The organism is Pedobacter nutrimenti (assembly GCF_003208655.1).
Taxonomy (GTDB): Bacteria; Bacteroidota; Bacteroidia; order Sphingobacteriales; family Sphingobacteriaceae; genus Pedobacter; species Pedobacter nutrimenti.
On record NZ_QKLU01000005.1, the window covers coordinates 184548 to 203660 of the forward strand.

A 19113-nucleotide genomic window follows, 5' to 3' on the forward strand; every position below is an offset into this window, starting at 1 on the left:
TCCACTGAAATTAACAAAAAAAGAACAGATGAAATTTAAACAGATAATAATAGGTGCCGCTCTTGTGATCATGGGCGCCACTGGCTGTAAAAAAGCAAATAGTGATGTAGACCCAGATACAGGGAATGGTACAGTAACCGGGGAAATCTCCGGGGTATGGCAAAAAGGAAGTACTCAGGTAATTAAAGGGGACATTATTGTTCCGGAAGGAAAATCTCTGATTATTGAAGAAGGCGTAACTGTGCTGATGGATACGGTTGCCAAACCAGAGATTATTATAAAAGGTAATTTGTATGTACAGGGTACTGCCGAACTTCCGGTGAGGTTTACCGTGGACCCTGCCTTTAGAACAGATGCAAAGAAATTTGGTAAATTATGGGGCGGAATTTTAGCGGCACCAAGTTGTTCAGAACTGCTTTTAGATCATGCTATTATAGAATATGGTGGCTCAACAACTTCCGATGCATCGACCTCGGTGAAACAGGGTTTATATAAAGCCATTGCCGGCGAAAATCTACCAGCTTTATGGTTTTCCAATGTAAAAGGCAAGCTGGTTGTCACCAATAGCATTTTTAGAAATATGCAGGAGGATTGTACTTATATTGACGGAGGGCGGGTCCTTTTTGCAAACAATACTTTTTACACAACAGGTTTAACTGGAGGAGAAGCCATTAACCTTAAGTCGGGATGTGTAGCCGATGTAGCCTATAATTTAATATACAGTGCAAATACCAATGCTTTAAAATTATCCAATGCTGGAGACCGTACACCACAAGCTTATGTTATTGCCTATAACAATACCATGGTTAATACCGGCTGGAGAAGACCAACAGCAAAAGGTGGTTCTATTTGGGTAGAAGCAACTGTCAGAGTGGAGGTTTATAATAACATGTTTGTAAATACCCGTTTTGGAGTGAAAAGAGATACCAAGAAACCAGAAGATTCCAGGTCCCTGTTTAGCAACAACTATTATTATGGTTACGACCAGACTACAGTTAACCAGTTTCAGCCCTCGGCAGATATCATTGGAGGAACAAATGATGTAATTGGAAAGAAAGCCGGGGATAATGACCCTAAGTTTGCAAATTTCCCTTTGGATAACCCGGTAAGCAGTCCAAATTTTAATACGGCCTGGGATTTTCATCTAAATGCGGGCTCACCTGCTTTGGCGAAAGGGAAAACGAATTTTACCCGCAACCACGCTGCTGGTATGGAAATGAACGGAACGGTTTACAAATCTCCTGAACCTTCCACCTATATTGGCGCTTTCGGAACAAAATAATCATATCTACATCAACTAAAATCAATGAATAAATTAATCATAACCGGGGCCATTTTACTTTTCCATTTAAATATGGCCTGCGCACAAAATAATACCAGCATTAAACCCGTAATCATCACTGAGCCTGTTCAGTTCGATTCAGATGACCCTGCCATATGGGTAAATCCGGCCGATCCTTCAAAAAGCCTGGTGGTTGGTACCGACAAATCGGAGCAAGGGGCACTTTATGTTTATGATCTTCAGGGAAAAATTGTGCAGGTTGTCAAAGATTTGAAACGGCCGAATAATGTTGACATTGCTTATGGCTTACAATTGGGGGGAAAACCTGTGGATATAGCCATTACCACTGAACGCATTACCCATAAACTGCGTATTTTTTCACTTCCTGATATGAAACCTGTAGACAATGGCGGTATCCCAGCTTTTGAAGGAGAAGAAGGAAAAGGTTTCAGGGATTTAATGGGGATTGCCATTTACACCGCAAAAAACGGTAAAATGTATGCGATTGCCGGACGCAAAACAGGTCCGACTACAGGAGGATATTTATGGCAATACCTGCTTGAAGATGACGGTACAGGTCATGTTAAGGCTAGTCTGGTCCGAAAATTTGGTAAATACAGTGGTAAAAAAGAAATTGAAGCCATTGCGGTGGATAATGAGTTGGGCTATATTTATTATTCCGATGAGCAGACCGGTGTACGCCAGTACTATGCGGATCCTGAAAAAGGAAATGATGAACTTTCCATGTTCGGGACCAGCGGTTTTGCAGAAGACCATGAAGGGATTTCCATTTACAAATTGACAGATACAACCGGGTATATTCTGGTTTCCGATCAGGGGGCCAACCGCTTTCAGATTTTCAGAAGGGAAGGAAGTCCCGGAAAACCATTTGAGCATAGCCTTCTTAAAACGGTAAATGTAAATGCTTCCCACAGCGATGGTTCTGATGTGGTGGCAGTACCACTGAACGAAACCTTTAAACATGGTTTGTTTGTGGTGATGAGTGACGATAAAACTTTTCATTATTACCGCTGGGAAGATATTGCCGGTAAAGATTTAGGCATAAAAGGAAAATAAGTTTTCTCCCCACAAAAAAGCCTGCCTTCCATAGAAGGCAGGCTTTTTTGTGGGGAATATCAGAGAAATTGTTTTCAAAGAAGGATCTAAATGCTTAGTTTTGATTTATATGGTCGTTGATGATCAGATATTTAATTGCGTTCCCTACAAATAACAGAATGATTAATTTAGTATTGGCTGGATTCTTAGGCACTTTGCTGGGCAATGGCTATGCCGTATTTCTGAGCAGTCTTTTTTTCTTTTTTGCCGGAATTTTGTTAACCACCATTCTGAGAAAAAGAAAATGGCTGGAAGATGCAGAAAGACTCCAGACAGAGCAGGTTCTGAAACATATGCAACAGGAACTGCATGATCTGAAACAACAAAGGATTGAAAATCTAAAACAGGGAAGTGAAAACTTTACAAAAATTTTTAATTCCAATCCGGTCGGTATCGCTATTAGTAAAAGCGATACCGGGGTTTATGTTGATGTAAACCAGGCCCTTCTGGATATTCTGGGTTATTTTCCGGAAGACATTATTGACAGGCGCTCTTCTGAACTGGAAATTATAGAGGAAAAAGACTTGAAAGACATTGCCAATCAGGTCAACCTTCATGGGGCCATCAGAAACAAAGAACTGACCATCAAAGGCCGGGATAATAATTTTAAATATTGTCTGGTTTCCCTTGAAACTGTAAAACTCGATGGGGAAGACCACCTGATGTCCTTTGTTTACGACATTACCGAAAGAAAATCTTCTGAGGACCGTTTAAATCAAGGTAAAAAAAGACTGGAAATCCTGACAGACCAGTTAACCAATCAGAATAAACAATTACTGAATTTTGCCCATGTGATTTCCCATAACCTCCGTTCACCGGTAGGCAACCTGAACATTTTACTTCAGTTTTACCAAAGCACAGAGGATAAGGAAGAAAAAGAAGTCATCTGGGCAAACTTTAAAAAAGTGATTTCTCACCTTAATGTGACCCTGGACCAGCTGATAGAAAGCCTTAAAATCCAGGAAGACTCCGGAAAAACCCTTGAACTTTTAAGTTTCGAGCAGGTATTGGGAAATGCCAAAGACATTCTGATTGGACAGATTATGGAAACCAATGCCATTATCCAGGGAGATTTTTCTAAAGCGCCGGAATTCCTGTATCCTAAAATGTACCTCGAGAGCATTATGCTTAACCTGATTTCCAATGCTTTGAAATATAGAGCCGAAGACAGAAGACCAGTTATTGAATTAGAATCCAGTAGGAATGAACAGCATGTGATACTTAGGGTAAAGGATAACGGGATAGGAATAGACCTCAACCTGCATAAAGATAAGGTGTTTGGTCTTCGCCAGACTTTTCATCCACATGCCCAGGCCAAAGGCCTGGGGCTGTTCATCACCAAAACCCAGATAGAGGCAATGGGAGGGCAGATTTCAGTGAGCAGTGAACCTGGAAAAGGTACTGAATTTACCATCTGTTTTAATAGATAATAAGGCCAATTTACACCAGTTGGATATTTTATTTGCATTTTATGAACAGTGTTCAGTATATTTGCAGTGTTATTATAGTTATGGCAATTAAAGACAGAAAAGAAAGGGATAAACTTGACAGAAGAAAACTGATCATTGAATCAGCTACGCGTCTTTTTCTGGAACAGGGCTATGATAAAACCTCTATTCGTAATATTGCCGATGATATTGAGTACAGCCCCGCCACGATCTATCTGTACTTTAAAGAAAAAGACGAGATTTTTTACGTCATACACGAGCATGGTTTTGAGTTGTTGGGTAAAGAATTTACAACCCTTAATGACATCATTAACCCGCTTGACCGCCTGTTGGAAATGGGAAAAACCTACCTTAAGTTTGGAATGGAAAACCCGGATTATTATGACCTGATGTTTATTATGCGTGCTCCACTGGCTGAAATCGAATGCCATTCCAAATGGGATGCCGGCGACAATGCTTTTCAATATCTGGTCAATACCATAACAGAATGTCTGGATCAGCAACTGATTAAACCGGGAGATCCAAAAGTGATCTCCATGTCTGTATGGTCATTTGTTCATGGTTTGGCTTCTTTACATATCCGTGAGCGGTTTAAGTCCCTGGATATTGACGATGAGCAAAGTAAAATCTTATTGTCCCAAAGTCTGGAATATTTGATTGCAAATTTAAGAATCTAAAAAATTTGTAATCAAATGAACAGTGTTCACTAAATAACCATCGATTATTTTTTTTGAATTTTACCGTAACAACTGAAAAAAATACAACTCTAAATAAACAGTGTTCATTTTATAAACAATGATAAAATCATGATAAAACAAATCAATATTAAGGCTATACTGCTGTGTATTTGCCTTTATTGTTTTCCTGCCGTGGGTTTTGCACAACATGTTCTTCAGGGCTATATTGAGCAGGCCCTGAAAAATAATATTGGCCTGCAAAAACAGGATTTTGCAGTAGAAAAGAGCTTGTTTGCCCTAAAAGAGGCGAAGGGTTTGTTTCTGCCAGAGGTAGAATTCAATACTTCTTACCTGACTTCCGGTGGGGGACGTAAAATCCAGATTCCTATAGGTGATCTGCTTAATCCTGTCTATAATTCTTTAAATGCGTTAACCGGTACAGGGAAATTTCCACAGGTTGAAAATGTAAGTCAGACTTTTAACCCAAACAACTATTACGATGCGAAGCTGCACACCACTTTGCCCCTTTACAATGCAGAAATTATTTACAACAGTCGCATTCGAAAAGAGCAGATCAGTTTGCGCCAGGCAGAGCTTGCTGTATATAAAAGAGAACTTATAAAAAATGTTAAACTGGCCTATTATGGTTATCTGCAAAGCCTGGAGGCCTTAAAGGTGCTGGAAAACGGATTGTCTCTTGCCGCGGAGAACCTGAGGATCAATCAAACCCTGGTTAAAAACGGAAAAGCCATCCGTACTGTAATTAGCAGAGCAGAGAACGAACTGACCGGCTTACAGGCTCAACTCGAGGATGCCAAAGCACAGTCTTTAAATGCTGCCGCCTATTTCAATTTTTTACTGAACCGGCCATTAAATGTGGCAATTGAAGTAGAAGCTGCAGGAAAGGCGGCGGGACAAGATTCCGCTACGGGGAAAAGGGAAGAATTGGTGGCACTGGAATCCGTCAGTCAAATTAATGATTTATCCTTGCGGCTAAACAAATCTTTTATACGCCCAAAGCTTTCCACTTTCCTGGACCTGGGTGCTCAGGGTGATTTTCTGAAAGTAAACCGAGATGTTCCATATTATCTGTTTGGAATCAACCTTTCCTGGCCAATCTTTTCAGGCAACAGAAATAAAAACAAAATCAAACAAGCTGAACTGGAACTCAGATCTTCACGGGCTGAAAAAGACATGGCAGAACAACAACTGGAGTTAGAAGTTGAAACTGCCAGAAACAAACTCAGGGCCGCATTGCAAAGCTATAAAGCGGCAAAAAGTCAAAGTCTGCTGTCCGGACAATATTTTAAAGATGAGCAAAGGTTGTATAAAGAGGGGCAGGCCCTTTATCTTGAATTACTGGATGCCCAGACCCGGCTGATCAATGACCAGCTTAAAGAAAGTATTGCCTACTTCAATGTACAGACCCGTGAAACGGAGCTGGAAAGGGCAAACGCAAGTTACAAACTTTAAATATTAATGATAATCATGAAAAAGAATAACTACATCCTCCTGATATTAATTAGCGGAGTGCTATTTGCCGCCTGCCGCCCGGCTAAACCGGTTGAAAAAACAAACCAGGCCATTTCAGTAAGGGTCATATCGGCGGCAGCCCTTCATGAAAGTGAAGCGCTGGAGAGTTCTGGTTTACTTTCTTCCGAGCAGCAAAGCAATCTTTCCTTTAAGGTCGGGGGGATTATTCAGAAAATTCTTGTCAAGGAAGGGGACCATATTAAAAAAGGACAATTGTTGGCTTTGTTGAACAGAACAGAAGTGGATGCCCAGCTTAATCAGGCAGAAGAAAATTATGCAAAAGCAAATAGAGATGCAAAGCGGACAGCGAACCTCTTTAGGGACAGTGTAAGTACAAGGGAACAATTGGAAAATACACAAACTGCATTGAACATTGCAAAAAAGCAATTGGATATTGCCCGTTTCAACAGCAGCCAATCGAACATTATTTCCAATACCGATGGGGTGGTCCTTAAAAAACTGGCAAATGAAGGTGAACAGGTTGCAGGTGGGGCACCTGTTGTGTATGTCAGCAGCATAGCCAGTAAAGATTGGGTCATCAAATGCGGTATTACAGATAAAGACCGGGCCAGGCTCCAGGGGAATGAACGTGCAGAAGTGAGTTTTGATGCCTTTGATCAGAACTTTTCCGGCAAAGTGAAATCTATTGCACAAGGTAGTGACGGCAGTTCAGGTTTATACCAGGTAGAGATCAGGCTCGAGCCATCTTCAGCTAAATTACTTTCAGGCCTGTTTGCCAAAGTAAAAATCTATCCTTCAGGAAAAACGGACCTATTGTCCCTCCCTGTGGATGCGCTTGTGGAAGGAAAAAACGATAGTGCGTTCGTCTATACGGCTGTAAGCAATAAAGCCTTTAAAAAAGCAGTTAAAATAGCTTATTTGAAAGGAGATAAAGCTTTTATATCCGGGGGACTGCTTCCAAACGACCAGGTGATCCGGGAAGGCTCAGCTTACCTGACTGAAGGATCAGCCCTAAAAATTGTTCAATAACCTAAAGATTTCAAAAATGAAATTACCAGAATTTTCTGTCAAAAATTATCAGTTTACCCTTATTGTTTTCATTGCGGTACTGGCTCTTGGGATCTATTCTTTACTGACCATGCCAAGGAGTGAGGACCCTGAGGTCCATGCCCCACAGTTTTCAGTAATTGTCGTTTATCCGGGTACCAATCCAAAAGATATTGAACAACTGGTGGTTGATCCTATGGAAAAAAAGATCCACGAGCTCGACGACATCAAACATGTGACCACCGACATCAGCAACGGGCTTGCTGTGATGCAGGTCATCTATAAATACGGAACCAATCCTGATGATAAATACCAGGAAGTTGTCCGGGAGATCAATAGTCTCAGGGGAGATCTTCCGGCGGATATTTCTGCAATCCGTATAGAAAAACAAACGCCATCTGATGTGAGTATTTATCAGTATGCCCTGGTTAGTGAAAATGCTTCTAATGCCAGTTTAAAAAAATATGCCAAGGACCTTAAAGAGCGCCTGGAAAAAATACAGGCTTTAAAAAAAGTCGCTTATGCCGGTGTTCCCGAACATCAGGTAAACGTAAAACTGAACCTGCAAAAAATAGCCCAGGAAAAACTAACTCAAAATACTATAATTGCGGCCCTGCAAAGTGAAAATGTAAATATCCCGGGAGGAAGCGTAAGCATTGCAGACCGTAAACTGAACATTAAAACCAGTGGTAATTACAGCAATCTGGATGAAATTAAAAATACGGTAGTTTATACTGCAAACGGCAAAATTGTTTACCTGAAAGATGTAGCGGATGTTAGCCTGGGTTATCAGGATGAAACACACCTGACCAGACTCAATGGCTACAGATGTGCTTTTGTAAATGCCAGTCTGAAGGATAAGGAAAACATTATAAGTGTGCAGGATAAAGTAGAACCTGTAATGGCGAGCTTTAAAAAGACTTTGCCCCATAACATTGATCTGATTAAGGTATTTGACCAGGCAAAAAGTGTGGATGTGCGGCTTTCCCATTTTACAAGGGATTTTACCATTGCGATTCTGTTGGTGCTGCTCACCCTGCTGCCCCTTGGAACCAGGGCCTCTGTAGTGGTGATGATCTCTATTCCACTTTCACTGGCCATAGGACTGACCCTGATGAACCTTCTGGGCTATAACATTAACCAGTTAAGTATTGTAGGGATGATTGTTGCACTGGGTATCCTGGTGGACGACAGCATTGTGGTCGTAGAGAATATAGAGCGTTACCTTCGGATGGGATATGGTAAGGTGGAAGCCTCCGTTAAAGCGACTTCACAAATCGGTATTGCTGTAGTCGGATGTACGGTATTGCTTATTTTTGCCTTCCTGCCAATAGTATTTCTTCCCGAAGGTGCAGGGGATTTTATCAGGAGCCTGCCATTGTCGGTGATTACGACCATTTTGGCCTCCATGATCGTATCTTTAACGGTAGTCCCTTTTCTAGCCAGTATTATCCTTAAGCCTCATGCAAGTGAAGAAGGAAATTTTTTACTCAGGGCCATGAAAAAAGGAATACACACGACTTATGGAAGAGTGCTTTCCATTGCACTGAATAAACCTTTACCTACCTTACTGATTATCGGGGCTATTTTTATAGGCTCCCTGGCTCTTGTGCCCATTATTGGCAGCAGTTTATTTCCAAAGTCAGAAAAACCGATGTTTATGGTCCAGATTGAAACCCCGGAGGGCACCAATCTGAAAGCCACCGATAAGGTCACCAGATATGCAGAATCTGTTTTAAAGCAAATCCCGGAAATCAGCTCTTTTGCCTCAAACGTTGGAAAGGGAAATCCCCGGATCTATTACAATGTAGGCCAGCATAATGAAAGCGAAAATTATGCAGAGATCTTTGTGCAAGTAGAGGGTTTGCATACCAGGGAAAAAGTAGCTGTAATTGAAAAGCTGAGAAAGAAACTGGAAAATTATCCGGGAGCAAAAATAAAAGTGAAAGATTTTGAACAGGGCCCCCCACAGGAGGCACCATTGGCCTACCGGATTTATTCCGATGACCTGACCGCCCTTCGCAAAACCGCATTTGAAATTGCTGCACTGATCAGCAAAGTAGATGGTACCATCTATGTAAATAATCCTTTGCTGGTGAAACCAACGGATCTTAAGGTGAGCATCAATAAAGAAAAAGCCGGAGTGCTTGGCGTTGCCTCAGCAGATATAGACCGGACAGTCAGGTTGGGTGCTGCAGGACTGAATGTGGCCACTTACCGGGAAGATGCCGGTAAAGCCGATAATTATAATGTGAATGTGTCTATCCCCAGAAATGCAGAAATACAGGACGTAGGGATGTTTGACCGTTTATATGTTCCTTCGGCTTCAGGGACGAACATCCCTTTCAAAAATGTAGCCTCAGTTGGTTTTGAAAGTTCACCCAATCAGATCAGGCATTATGATAAGGACCGTTATGTAACCATTTCTGCCTTTGTAAAGCCCGGGTATAATGTACAGCAGCTGGACAAACAGATCACAGCGCAGCTGGAAGCATTTAAATTCCCTAAAGGTTTCAGTTTTAAGGTGGCAGGAGAAAAGGAAAGCAAAGAAGAAAGTTTTGGAAATCTGGGCGTGATCCTTATTGTTACGGTATTTGGTTTTCTGGGTGTACTGATCCTGGAGTTCAAAACATTTAAAAGCATTCTCATTGTTTTGTCTGTTATTCCTTTGGGGATTGTGGGCGGATTGATTATGCTCTACTTTGCCGGGGAGACCCTATCCTTCACTGCTACCATTGGTTTTATTGCACTGGTGGGCATAGAAGTGAAAAATTCCCTGCTGGTGGTCGATTTTACCAACCAGCTGCGTGCCCAGGGCAGGAGCATAGAAGAAGCTATTGTCGAGGCGGGAGAGGTACGTTTTGTACCCATTCTGCTCACTTCATTAACTGCTATTGGCGGCTTGTTGCCATTGGTTATAGAATATAGTGAACTGTATTCCCCTTTGGCCCTGGTACTTATTGGAGGACTAATCAGTTCCACCTTATTGTCCAGACTGGTTACTCCGGTCATGTATAAATTACTGCCGCCCGCTGTTGTGCAGGAATAAACAGCCGGCTTTAAAAGAAGAAAACCGCTTTCTGGGTTGCAGAAAGCGGTTTTTTGTTTTCAACAGGGATAGATCTAGGGTGTATAAGTAGTGGCACTGCCATGCAGGGCCTGTGATATTCCGGAAAGATAGGTGTGGCTGTCGTTATTGGTGAGGTTGTAATACAAATAAATGCCATAATTATTGCTGACAGTCTGGGTAGCCAGTGAATTTGCTGTAGATGAACTGGTGCTCGCAATGTCAATGGCAGCCGGTCCTAAATTACTTTTGGCCAGTCCGGGTACATTGGGTACCGAATAAGTACCGTAATTGGCATTCCAACTGTAATCTACTTTAGAACCAACTGTTACCCCATTATAGGAAAGTCGTGAAGCCGCAGGACCATAATAATAAAAAGAAATAATCTTGCCCGGCATGAGTTGTCTTAATGCAGTGACCAGATAGACAAATGAACTTGAATTTGGTTGTCCGGTACCATTGGTGCCGTAATCTGCATATTCGTCATCAAAATCAATTCCGTCCAGACCATAAGTGGTCACTGCATCGCTTAATTGCTGGGCAAATGCCTGCGCAGCAGCCTGATTCGGGAAGTTAGAAATTCCTGCACCCTGGTGATTTCCCAGAATAGACAATAAAACCTTAATCCCCTTGCTTTGCAGCGATTGAATATAGGTTGCTTTATTGTTTAAAACATTGGTCACCTGTGGATTAAAAAACAAAACGGCTTTTTTGGTACTGGTGTTGTAATTGATATTGGCTGCAAAGATAATTGCAATATCAAATAGTTGTTGTCCACCTGTGCTTAGGGTATACTTGCCGACATTGCGCAGGTCATTGCTGTTGACCTCTACATAGCAAACTCCTTTAGGGCCTGTTTTTGCAATGAGCAGGGCATTGGGGACCGCTTGGCCTGTGGCAGCACTGCCCGGCGCAATTGCTGTGGCGTTTTGACTGCTTTCTTTTTTACAGGAAGAAAGCAACATTAAAACGATCGCTGTGGTTGAAACAGCAACCATTTTAAGGGATGATTTTGTGTTTTTCATGTTGTTCATTTTAGGTATAAGGATTTGGTTATTTCAGTTTTGGCTGTGGTCCCATGGTAAATTCGAGCAAACCTCCCTTCATCAGTTCCTGGTGGGTGATAGAATGGGCTTTATAAGCTTTTCCATTTAACTTTACCTGCTGGATATAGATGTTTTTTTTACTATTGTTTAATGCCCTGATGACAAACTTTCCTGAAGGTATCCTAATGCGGACTTCATCTGCAGAAGGACTGCCAAACTCATAAACGCCACTTGCCGGGTTCATGGGATACAGGCCTGCCATGCTCCACACCGCCCAGGCGCTCATCTGTCCACAATCTTCATTGCCAGCGTAACCATCAGGCGCATCATGATACATGGAATCTACGATCATTCTAACCCTTTGTTGCGTTTTCCAGGGCTGGCCAGCTTCATTGTACATATAGGCAATGTGATGGCTGGGCTCATTTCCATGTGCATATTGCCCAATCATTCCACTGACATCAGGCGACTGATTTGACCCAGTCATTTTTGAACTGACACTAAACAAGGAGTCTAGTTTTTTTACAAAATTTTCAGTACTGCCATACATCACGGCAAGGCCTTTGACATCCTGAGGAACAAAAAAAGTATGCTGCCAGGCATTTCCTTCAGTAAACATGGCTTTATCCGGATCATGTTCTGAATAATAGGGATCAAAAGGAATCACCCAGGAACCATCAGAATTTTTAGCCCTGGCAAAGCCAGTTTTGGTATCAAAAAGTGGTTTCCAGTAGGCAGAACGTTTCATAAACAGTTCATAGTCTTTTGGGAAACCCAGTTTTTTGGCGACCTGGGCAATACACCAGTCGTCATAGGCATATTCTAATGTGATCGTTACACTGCTGCCATACTTATCCTGGGGCAGATAACCATAGGTTCTGTAGAAATTACTGCCCCTGATGTTTTGCATGGCACTTTTTTTCATGGCCTGATAAGCCAGTTGCGGGTCAATTCCTCTGATGTCTTTTAAAATTGCATCTGCCAGTACGGGTACTGCGTGGTAACCGGTCATGGTATTGGTCTCGTCCGAACTCAGGTCCCATACAGGCAACAAGCCATTTTCTTTATAAAAAGCCAGCATGGTATTCAACATTCCGGCATAACGTTCTTTTTGGGTAATGGTAAATAAAGGGTTCAGGGCACGAAAAGTATCCCATAAGGAATAGACGGTATAGCGTTGTTGTCCGGCTGGCATTTGGTGAATTTCCCCTTTAGCGTTCTGATAGGTCCCGTCTGCATCTGAATAAAGGGTAGGAGCAATACAGGTATGGTACAAGGCGGTGTAGAAAACACGTTTTAGTTTAAGGTCATTGCTGAGGATCTGTACTTTAGAGAGTTCCTTTTCCCATTTGGCTTCTGCCTGTTGTTTTGCTTTTTCAAAATTCCACCCTTTAATTTCTGCCAAAGCCAAAAGGGCCTTGTCTGTATTTACAGTTGATAAGGCAACTTTCATCCGGATGTCTTTTTGCGTTGCAAAAACGAGCTGGGCTAAAACCGAACTGCCTTTAACTTCTATTGCAGCAGGTAGTCCATCGGCCTGTAAAACCAGCTTTTTAAAAGCAACAGAAGTTCTCAGTGCAAAATAAACCCTTTGTGTTTTTGCCCAGCCTGTTGAATAGCGGTAACCAATCAGGGTACTGTCATTGAGCTGCCTGACAAAAGCTTCAGTTGGTTTGTCCCAATTGATGTGGTAGCCCAGATCGATTTTAATTACAGGATTTGTTTTTGCCGGGAAACTATAATGGTGCAAGCCACAACGTTCTGAGGCCGTCAGACTTACCTGGATACCATTGTCCAGTTTAACCTGGTAATAGCCTGGACTGGCCTTTTCATTTTTATGGTCAAAGCTCACCAGCCCGTAATCACTGGTGTCCCTGGTCAGCCTGGTTTGGGGCATTACAGAAATATCATACCAGTCACCAATACCTGTGCCGCTTAAATGCATATGGCTAAAACCCGTAATATTGTGGTCGCTGTAATGATAACCACTGGTCCAGTCCCATGCTGAGGTTCCTTTTTTGGGGTTGTCGGGGCTAAGCTGTACCATCCCAAAAGGCACCGTTGCCCCTGGAAAGGTATGGCCATGACCACCAGTTCCAATAAAAGGGTCTACGTATTGGGTCAGTTTAGTTTGCGCATGCAAAGCCAAAGCAGGCAAGAGGGCAGCAAAGAATAAAAGATGTTTATAGATTTTTTTCATGAAGGCCGGTTTAGGTTTTTATAGGGCTTCTAACACAAAAAGCGGTCTGTTTAGGACCGCTTTTTGTATCTGTTTATAGATTTTTATTTGGTACGTCCCACCAAAGTCTGGTGCCTCCGTTATCTGCGCCACCACCGAGTAAAGCAATTGCTTTTTGAACTTCGGCAGTATTGCTTTTGTATTCATCATCAGAAAAAGGTAATCTTCTGATCTGCGTTTGAGTACTGATCAGCCCACCACTGGCATTGTTGACCACCGGGAATATTTTAGGAAAACCTGTACGTCTGAATTCAGACCAGGCTTCTTGTCCATCAGGGTAAATGGCAATCCATTTTTGTGTGATGATTTTTTCTAATTTAACCTGCTTGGAAGCCGCTTCGTCCCATTTTATGGTCGTTGTACTTAATAATGGAGAACCCGCGGCAACGTTATTTGCTGTAACACCTGTTGGATCGGTATAGCTGGCCTGTGTACTGCTGTTGTCGGCAATATAGGCATCCACACCGTTTAGTCCGTATTGTCCAAAGGACAATCTGATTCCCTGTTCGTAAAAAGATTGAGCAGAACCACCCATGTTCCAGTTCCTTAACGCACCTTCTGCCCGTAAAAAGGCAACCTCCGCTGCACACATGTACTGTACAGGGGTGTTTTCATTTAGATTAACAGAATAAGTCCTGGTTTCATAGGTTTTATTGTTCATCACAATACCGGTCCTGAGGCCTTTGAAATCACCTACAACTCCATCGTATTTAAAGCCCGCACTCGGATTGATCTGAAAATATTTTGGTAAGCGGGGGTCATTAAAGCCTTTAAGGATGGATTCGATAGAGGCGTTCATACGGGAATTGTTGTAATCAATATCTGCAACCCTTAAACCATTATTGGTCACCACACCTTTTCCACCGACTACCAGGGCATTATCTGCCTGGGTGGTTAAAAGACCATATGGATTTTTTACTGCCTCTTCTGCTTTGGTTTGGGCCAAGCCCGGATTAATGTAAGCAATACGGATGGCCAGGCGTAGTTTTAATGAATTTGCAAACTTAATCCATTGTTTGTAATCGCCATTGTATACCAAATCAAATTTAGCCAAAGTATTGTCTGAAGGGTTTTTAACCACATAATCGCTCAGGACTTTAATCGCATTGTCCAGTTCCTGAAAAAAGGTATTGTAAACGGTTTCCTGGCTGTCATAAGGAGTAACCAAAGCATTAACACCAAATTTACTGTAAGGAATAGGGCCATAAATATCGGTCACCCGGTGCATGCCTTCTACTTTTATAATATCCGATACGGCGATAACCTGGGCGCCTGAGGCAAAGCTTTTTAAAGCTTTCCAGTTTCCCATAATTCCTTCATAAGCCACTTTAAATGGCCAGGTATTCCAGCCTACATTTAAATTGTAATTGGCATTACTCTGGTCCCCGAATCCAACAGGTGCAAAATATCCTGAAAATGCATCTGCATTTAGGTTTTGTTGGACCTGATACTTCCAGTCGTCTTTTTTAAAGTTATAAAATACATTGACCTGCATGGTCGGAATAAATGTACCGGCCCCCAGATTGTCCTTTTTCAGGTCGTCAGGACTTAATGCGTTTGGATTTGTATTGTACAAATCATAGTTTTTTCTACAAGCGCTAAATAGCACTACAAGCATCAACGCAAAAATTGCGGTTGGCTTACTGAATATATTTAAGTGTTTCATCTGTTTGTCTTTAGGTATTATAAAGTAACTTTTAAGCTGAAACCAAAGCTGCGAAGACTAGGTGAAGAGAAGTTTTCGAAACCCTGGAAGGCATTTCCTGTCAAAGTAATGACCTCAGGATCAAATGGTGCTTTATTGTAAATCATCCATAAGTTTCTGCCGATAACTGACAATTGAAGGGCCTGGATTTTGTTGTTAAACACTTTAGCGGGGAAGGTATAACCCAGCGATAACTCACGCAGACGTACATTGGTTGCACTATAAATATAGGTAGGGGACAACTGGCTGGAAATGCGGTTGTAATAAGCCTGCGTAATGTCATTACCATTATATTTTAAGGTACCATTGGTACGGGCATCAGCAGTTCTCTGTGATATACCATATTGATCCAGTTTCATTTCTGTATTGGAAACAACCTGACCGCCAAAACGGCCATCCACTAAAAAGCTCAACTTAAAGTTTTTATAATTAAAACCGTTATTGAAACTTAACTGATATTTAGGGTTAACATTACCTACCGTAATCAGGTTATTCGAAAAAGTAGGAAGGCCAGCCTGGTCCAGGACAATATTGCCGTTTGCATCACGGTTGTAGTCGTTCAATTTGATGTCTCCATAAGCACCACCTTCTTCAATAAAAGTATTGCCTCCCAATTTAAAAGAAGTATAATTTACCAGCTGTCCGGTCGTTGGATCTATTTTGTGCAGCAACTCAATAACTTTGTTGCGGTTAAAAGAGAAATTGACGGTTGGCGTCCAGATCAGTTCACCAAAATTCACATTGGAACTTACAGAGGTTTCCATACCCTGGTTTCTAACTTTTCCGGCGTTGAAATCAACATAGGTGTAACCCGTTGAAGGAGGGGCTGGTAAACGGAAAAACTGATTGGTTGTATTTGTGGTATAGTATGTGGCCGTTACGTTCAGTTTATTACTGAAAAATTTCAAGTCGGCCCCAACCTCAAAAGAGTTCGTTTTCTCGGGTTTTAATTGCCCTTCCAATTGTTTTCCGCTGCTTAGGCTTATGGCGCCGCCAGAAATCGGGTAGGTTGCAGGTGCTGCGGCATAAGCATATTGAGGAGGAATGGCATTACCTACCTGGGCATAGGATAATCTTAATTTGGCAAAGGAAATGGCTTCCGGTAATTTAACCATGTCACTAACAACAGCACTTAAACCAACCGAAGGGTAAAAAAATGATTTTGGCAAAGAAGAGTTCCAGTCATTACGGGCAGTCATATCCAAAAACAGGTAATTATGGTAACCTAAAGTTGCGGTCATAAAAGCAGCTTTATTTTGCTCGCGGTATTCTGGGCGTGGGTCAAATCCAAAAGGCGGGTTGTTGATCTGCAGTTTGGTTTGATCGAGGGCATAAAGACTGAAAAAATTTGGAGTTTTATAGATATCTATAGGGCCGCCAATATTTGTAGTTCTTTGTTTGCTGTTCAGAATGCTGGTACCTAAAGTGGCTGTTAAACTGAACTGATCAAATGTTTTATTAAAGTTTAACAATAAATCGGCATAGGTCTGACTGTTTAAATCGTTAATTTCCCTGTAAAAACCATTTGGACTTGCGCCCGCTAAAGTACCAATTGTACTGGCATAGATTTTATTGGTTCCAAAATCATTTGTTTTGTCCATCTTAATCCGGCCTTGTAAATTCAAATAGCTGGTGAATTTATATTTTGCAGTCATGGAGCCCATTACTCTGTTTCGCTCATTTGCAAAAAGATTCCTGTTGGCCACCCAGTATGGATTTTGAAGGGATAAGTCATTGTTGGCATATGGCCAGTTCTGGACATTAATGTTTCTGACCGCGTCAAAAGTTTCGAAATTTTTATATTGGTTAAAATCTGCTGAAGCACCAGGGAAGAGGTATACACCAACCAGAGGGTTGTAATATGTACCTTGTCCGGGCATGTTTAGCATATTTTGGTAGGTATAATCAATATTCGCATCCAGGGTAAGTTTGTCATTAAAAAATGAAGTTGTATTTCTGAAAGTGAAGTTATACCGGTCTAATTTGTTATTGGGTATTATTCCCGTCGCATTGGTTGCCGCAGCAGAAAAATAAGTCTGGTTTTTTTCTGTTCCACTGGAAATAGAAAGCGAGTTGGTATAGGTTTTACCCGTATTAAAAAATGTTTTAGGGTCATAGCTGCCCGGGGTACTTACTTTTGAGCCCCATCCGTCAAAAGCTGCCGGAGCGGAAGCACCATAAGTGTTTTGGACTTTAGGCAATATAAACGGCTTGTCAAAAGTCACACTTGAATTGTAATTTACCGTCGTTTTACCTGCTTTACCTTTTTTTGTGGTAATCAGGATAACCCCGTTAGATGCCTGCCCACCGTATAAAGCTGCAGCCGAAGCACCACTCAGGACACTGATTTCATCAATGTCATCGGGATTAAGATTGGAGATACCGTCTCCATTGTCCGAAAGCTGGAACCCATCAGATAAAGCCGAACTGGAAAGGCTCGGCAAAGGTACACCATCCACAACATACAGGGCATTGTTGTTTCCCGTAATAGATTTGTTTCCTCTTAAAACTGCTTTGGTCGATCCGCCGGGTGCAGAGGAATGTGTTAAAGTCAAGCCGGCTACTTTACCGGTTAAACTGTTGACAAAACTAGGGTCTTTAACATCATTAACCGTGCTGGAACCTAGTGTCTGTACATTATAGGTCAAAGATTTGCTGGCTTTTTTGATACCCAGGGCAGTAACCACCACCTCATTGAGTACATTGTCATTGACGTTTAAAGTTACATTAATCGTTTTAGTAGTGCCTACAACGACTTCCTGGCTGGTGTATCCAAGATAACTAAAGACCAGAACATCGCCTGGTTTGGCCATCAGGGAAAACTTTCCGTTGGTGTCGGTCTGGGTACCATTTTTTGTGCCTTTCACAACAACGGTAACCCCTATAAGGGTTGTTCCGGTATTGTCTTTTACTGTTCCCTGAACTGCATCTTGTTTAAACTCCAAAGTGGAATTGGCAGCAATTTTTGCAGAGCGGTGCATGAAGGCCTTTGCTGATGCTTCCGTGGCAGTACCGGCAAAAGTACTTGCGGTCGCACAGAGCAGCAAAAAAGTACATTGTAATGTTTTTTTCATACTCGTAAGTTTATATTTGTTTTGTTGATAAGCCCGGGCGGCTGTCCGGGACGCAGCACGGGTGATAAAGTCATAGACCCACTTTAACTGGAAATTGCCTACAAGAAATTTCATTTTTTTTAAAATAATTTTAATTTACCGCTTAGTGCCTGAGGGGCAATCGTTTACATTGGAGTTTGTACATGAGCATATAATCTTGTACTTTGCACAAAAATAACCAGGTAATAAAATTGAAAACGGACCTCAATGGGCTTTGGCTAAAGGTTTGTACGCAGGATGATACAAAAGCTTTTGAGCAATTGTATTATGCCATGTTTGGCAAACTGATTAAGTTTTGTATGTATTATACAAGGCACCGGGAGGCTGCAGAAGAAATTGTTTCGGAGATTTTTGTCAAATGCTGGAACAACCGTAAATCACTGGAACATATTACTTACCCGGAAACTTATCTTTTTGTTGCGGTTAAAAACCAGTCCTTAAAATACAATAAAAAATATTCCAGTTTGCAGGTGGTGGAAATTGAGGATGCGACAGACCAGCGTCTGGTGGATGTTGCTGATCCTTCTGCTATCCTGGAACGCAAAGAACTACACCACCGTTTGGACCAGGCCATAGAAACCCTGCCTATGCAGGCCCGAATGGTTTTCCGGCTGATTAAGGAAAATGGCCTTAAATATAAGGAAGTGGCTGACATCCTTGGAATTTCTCCCAGAACAGTGCAGACCCAATTGTTCCGGGCAATAGATAAACTGAGGCTTGTACTTCAGCATCTAAGCCCGGGCCATGAAAAAGAAAGTAACAGAAATAAAACAATAAGTTTATTGCCCCTGGTATGTATGCTGCATATTTTTTTTGAGCTTTGTAGGCATTTTTAGATAAAAAAGGTATTCATACTAAAAAGGCTTTTTAATATTGGAT

Annotated in this window: 12 protein-coding genes; 8 read left to right on the forward strand and 4 right to left on the reverse strand. The window is 41.8% G+C overall.

The features are described from left to right. Positions 1–28: 28 nt before the first annotated feature. The 7 genes from B0O44_RS15650 to B0O44_RS15680 all read left to right on the forward strand — a co-directional run bounded on the left by B0O44_RS15650 (position 29) and on the right by B0O44_RS15680 (position 10113). Positions 29–1282 carry a right-handed parallel beta-helix repeat-containing protein gene (locus tag B0O44_RS15650; protein WP_110832564.1) on the forward strand — a complete coding sequence of 418 codons (1254 nt, stop codon included), beginning with the start codon at positions 29–31 and terminating at the stop codon, positions 1280–1282. Positions 1283–1306: 24 nt separating this feature from the next. Beyond that, complete coding sequence (locus B0O44_RS15655; RefSeq protein ID WP_110832566.1) at positions 1307–2359, forward strand: phytase; 1053 nt, start codon at positions 1307–1309, stop codon at positions 2357–2359. Between the two features lie 158 nt (positions 2360–2517). Next, on the forward strand, positions 2518–3828 hold the full coding sequence (locus tag B0O44_RS15660; RefSeq protein WP_170123349.1) for a sensor histidine kinase: 1311 nt from the start codon (positions 2518–2520) through the stop codon (positions 3826–3828). 80 nt (positions 3829–3908) lie between these two features. After that, positions 3909–4523, forward strand: coding sequence for a TetR/AcrR family transcriptional regulator (locus tag B0O44_RS15665; RefSeq protein WP_110832571.1), 615 nt, complete (start codon positions 3909–3911; stop codon positions 4521–4523). A gap of 129 nt (positions 4524–4652) precedes the next feature. After that, positions 4653–5996, forward strand: a complete 1344-nt coding sequence (locus tag B0O44_RS15670) for a TolC family protein (protein WP_110832573.1) — start codon at positions 4653–4655, stop codon at positions 5994–5996. Between the two features lie 15 nt (positions 5997–6011). Further along, complete coding sequence (locus B0O44_RS15675) at positions 6012–7046, forward strand: efflux RND transporter periplasmic adaptor subunit (protein ID WP_110832574.1); 1035 nt, start codon at positions 6012–6014, stop codon at positions 7044–7046. A gap of 16 nt (positions 7047–7062) precedes the next feature. Continuing rightward, a complete protein-coding gene (locus B0O44_RS15680) occupies positions 7063–10113 on the forward strand; it encodes an efflux RND transporter permease subunit (RefSeq protein WP_110832575.1) in 3051 nt (1016 codons plus the stop codon). Positions 10114–10187: 74 nt separating this feature from the next. Here B0O44_RS15680 and B0O44_RS15685 read toward each other — a convergent pair whose 3' ends face one another. The 4 genes from B0O44_RS15685 to B0O44_RS15700 form a co-directional block, all read right to left on the reverse strand. Then, positions 10188–11156: an endo-beta-N-acetylglucosaminidase H gene (locus B0O44_RS15685; RefSeq protein WP_211321391.1), complete on the reverse strand. Its 969-nt coding sequence runs from the start codon at positions 11154–11156 to the stop codon at positions 10188–10190. A gap of 28 nt (positions 11157–11184) precedes the next feature. Next, the gene (locus tag B0O44_RS15690; RefSeq protein WP_110832576.1) at positions 11185–13377 is read right to left on the reverse strand and encodes a GH92 family glycosyl hydrolase; all 2193 of its coding nucleotides are present in this window, start codon (positions 13375–13377) and stop codon (positions 11185–11187) included. Between the two features lie 73 nt (positions 13378–13450). Continuing rightward, entirely contained in the window at positions 13451–15082 is a 1632-nt protein-coding gene (locus B0O44_RS15695; protein ID WP_110832577.1) for a RagB/SusD family nutrient uptake outer membrane protein, read from the reverse strand. 17 nt (positions 15083–15099) lie between these two features. Further along, positions 15100–18195 (reverse strand): SusC/RagA family TonB-linked outer membrane protein, encoded by a 3096-nt coding sequence (locus B0O44_RS15700; RefSeq protein ID WP_170123350.1) that lies wholly within the window; start codon positions 18193–18195, stop codon positions 15100–15102. A 230-nt stretch (positions 18196–18425) separates the two neighbouring features. Between B0O44_RS15700 and B0O44_RS15705 the strand changes: the two genes are divergently transcribed. Then, positions 18426–19070: an RNA polymerase sigma-70 factor gene (locus B0O44_RS15705; RefSeq protein WP_146229852.1), complete on the forward strand. Its 645-nt coding sequence runs from the start codon at positions 18426–18428 to the stop codon at positions 19068–19070. Positions 19071–19113 lie beyond the last annotated feature (43 nt).

Excerpts from the sequence above, each read along its gene's own strand:
- B0O44_RS15665 (WP_110832571.1), top strand. The coding sequence starts at position 3,909 with ATGGCAATTAAAGACAGAAAAGAAAGGGATAAACTTGACAGAAGAAAA.
- B0O44_RS15690 (WP_110832576.1), bottom strand. The coding sequence starts at position 13,377 with ATGAAAAAAATCTATAAACATCTTTTATTCTTTGCTGCCCTCTTGCCT.
- B0O44_RS15675 (WP_110832574.1), top strand. The coding sequence starts at position 6,012 with ATGAAAAAGAATAACTACATCCTCCTGATATTAATTAGCGGAGTGCTA.
- B0O44_RS15660 (WP_170123349.1), top strand. The coding sequence starts at position 2,518 with ATGATTAATTTAGTATTGGCTGGATTCTTAGGCACTTTGCTGGGCAAT.
- B0O44_RS15695 (WP_110832577.1), bottom strand. The coding sequence starts at position 15,082 with ATGAAACACTTAAATATATTCAGTAAGCCAACCGCAATTTTTGCGTTG.
- B0O44_RS15655 (WP_110832566.1), top strand. The coding sequence starts at position 1,307 with ATGAATAAATTAATCATAACCGGGGCCATTTTACTTTTCCATTTAAAT.
- B0O44_RS15670 (WP_110832573.1), top strand. The coding sequence starts at position 4,653 with ATGATAAAACAAATCAATATTAAGGCTATACTGCTGTGTATTTGCCTT.
- B0O44_RS15680 (WP_110832575.1), top strand. The coding sequence starts at position 7,063 with ATGAAATTACCAGAATTTTCTGTCAAAAATTATCAGTTTACCCTTATT.
- B0O44_RS15650 (WP_110832564.1), top strand. The coding sequence starts at position 29 with ATGAAATTTAAACAGATAATAATAGGTGCCGCTCTTGTGATCATGGGC.
- B0O44_RS15685 (WP_211321391.1), bottom strand. The coding sequence starts at position 11,156 with ATGAAAAACACAAAATCATCCCTTAAAATGGTTGCTGTTTCAACCACA.
- B0O44_RS15700 (WP_170123350.1), bottom strand. The coding sequence starts at position 18,195 with ATGAAAAAAACATTACAATGTACTTTTTTGCTGCTCTGTGCGACCGCA.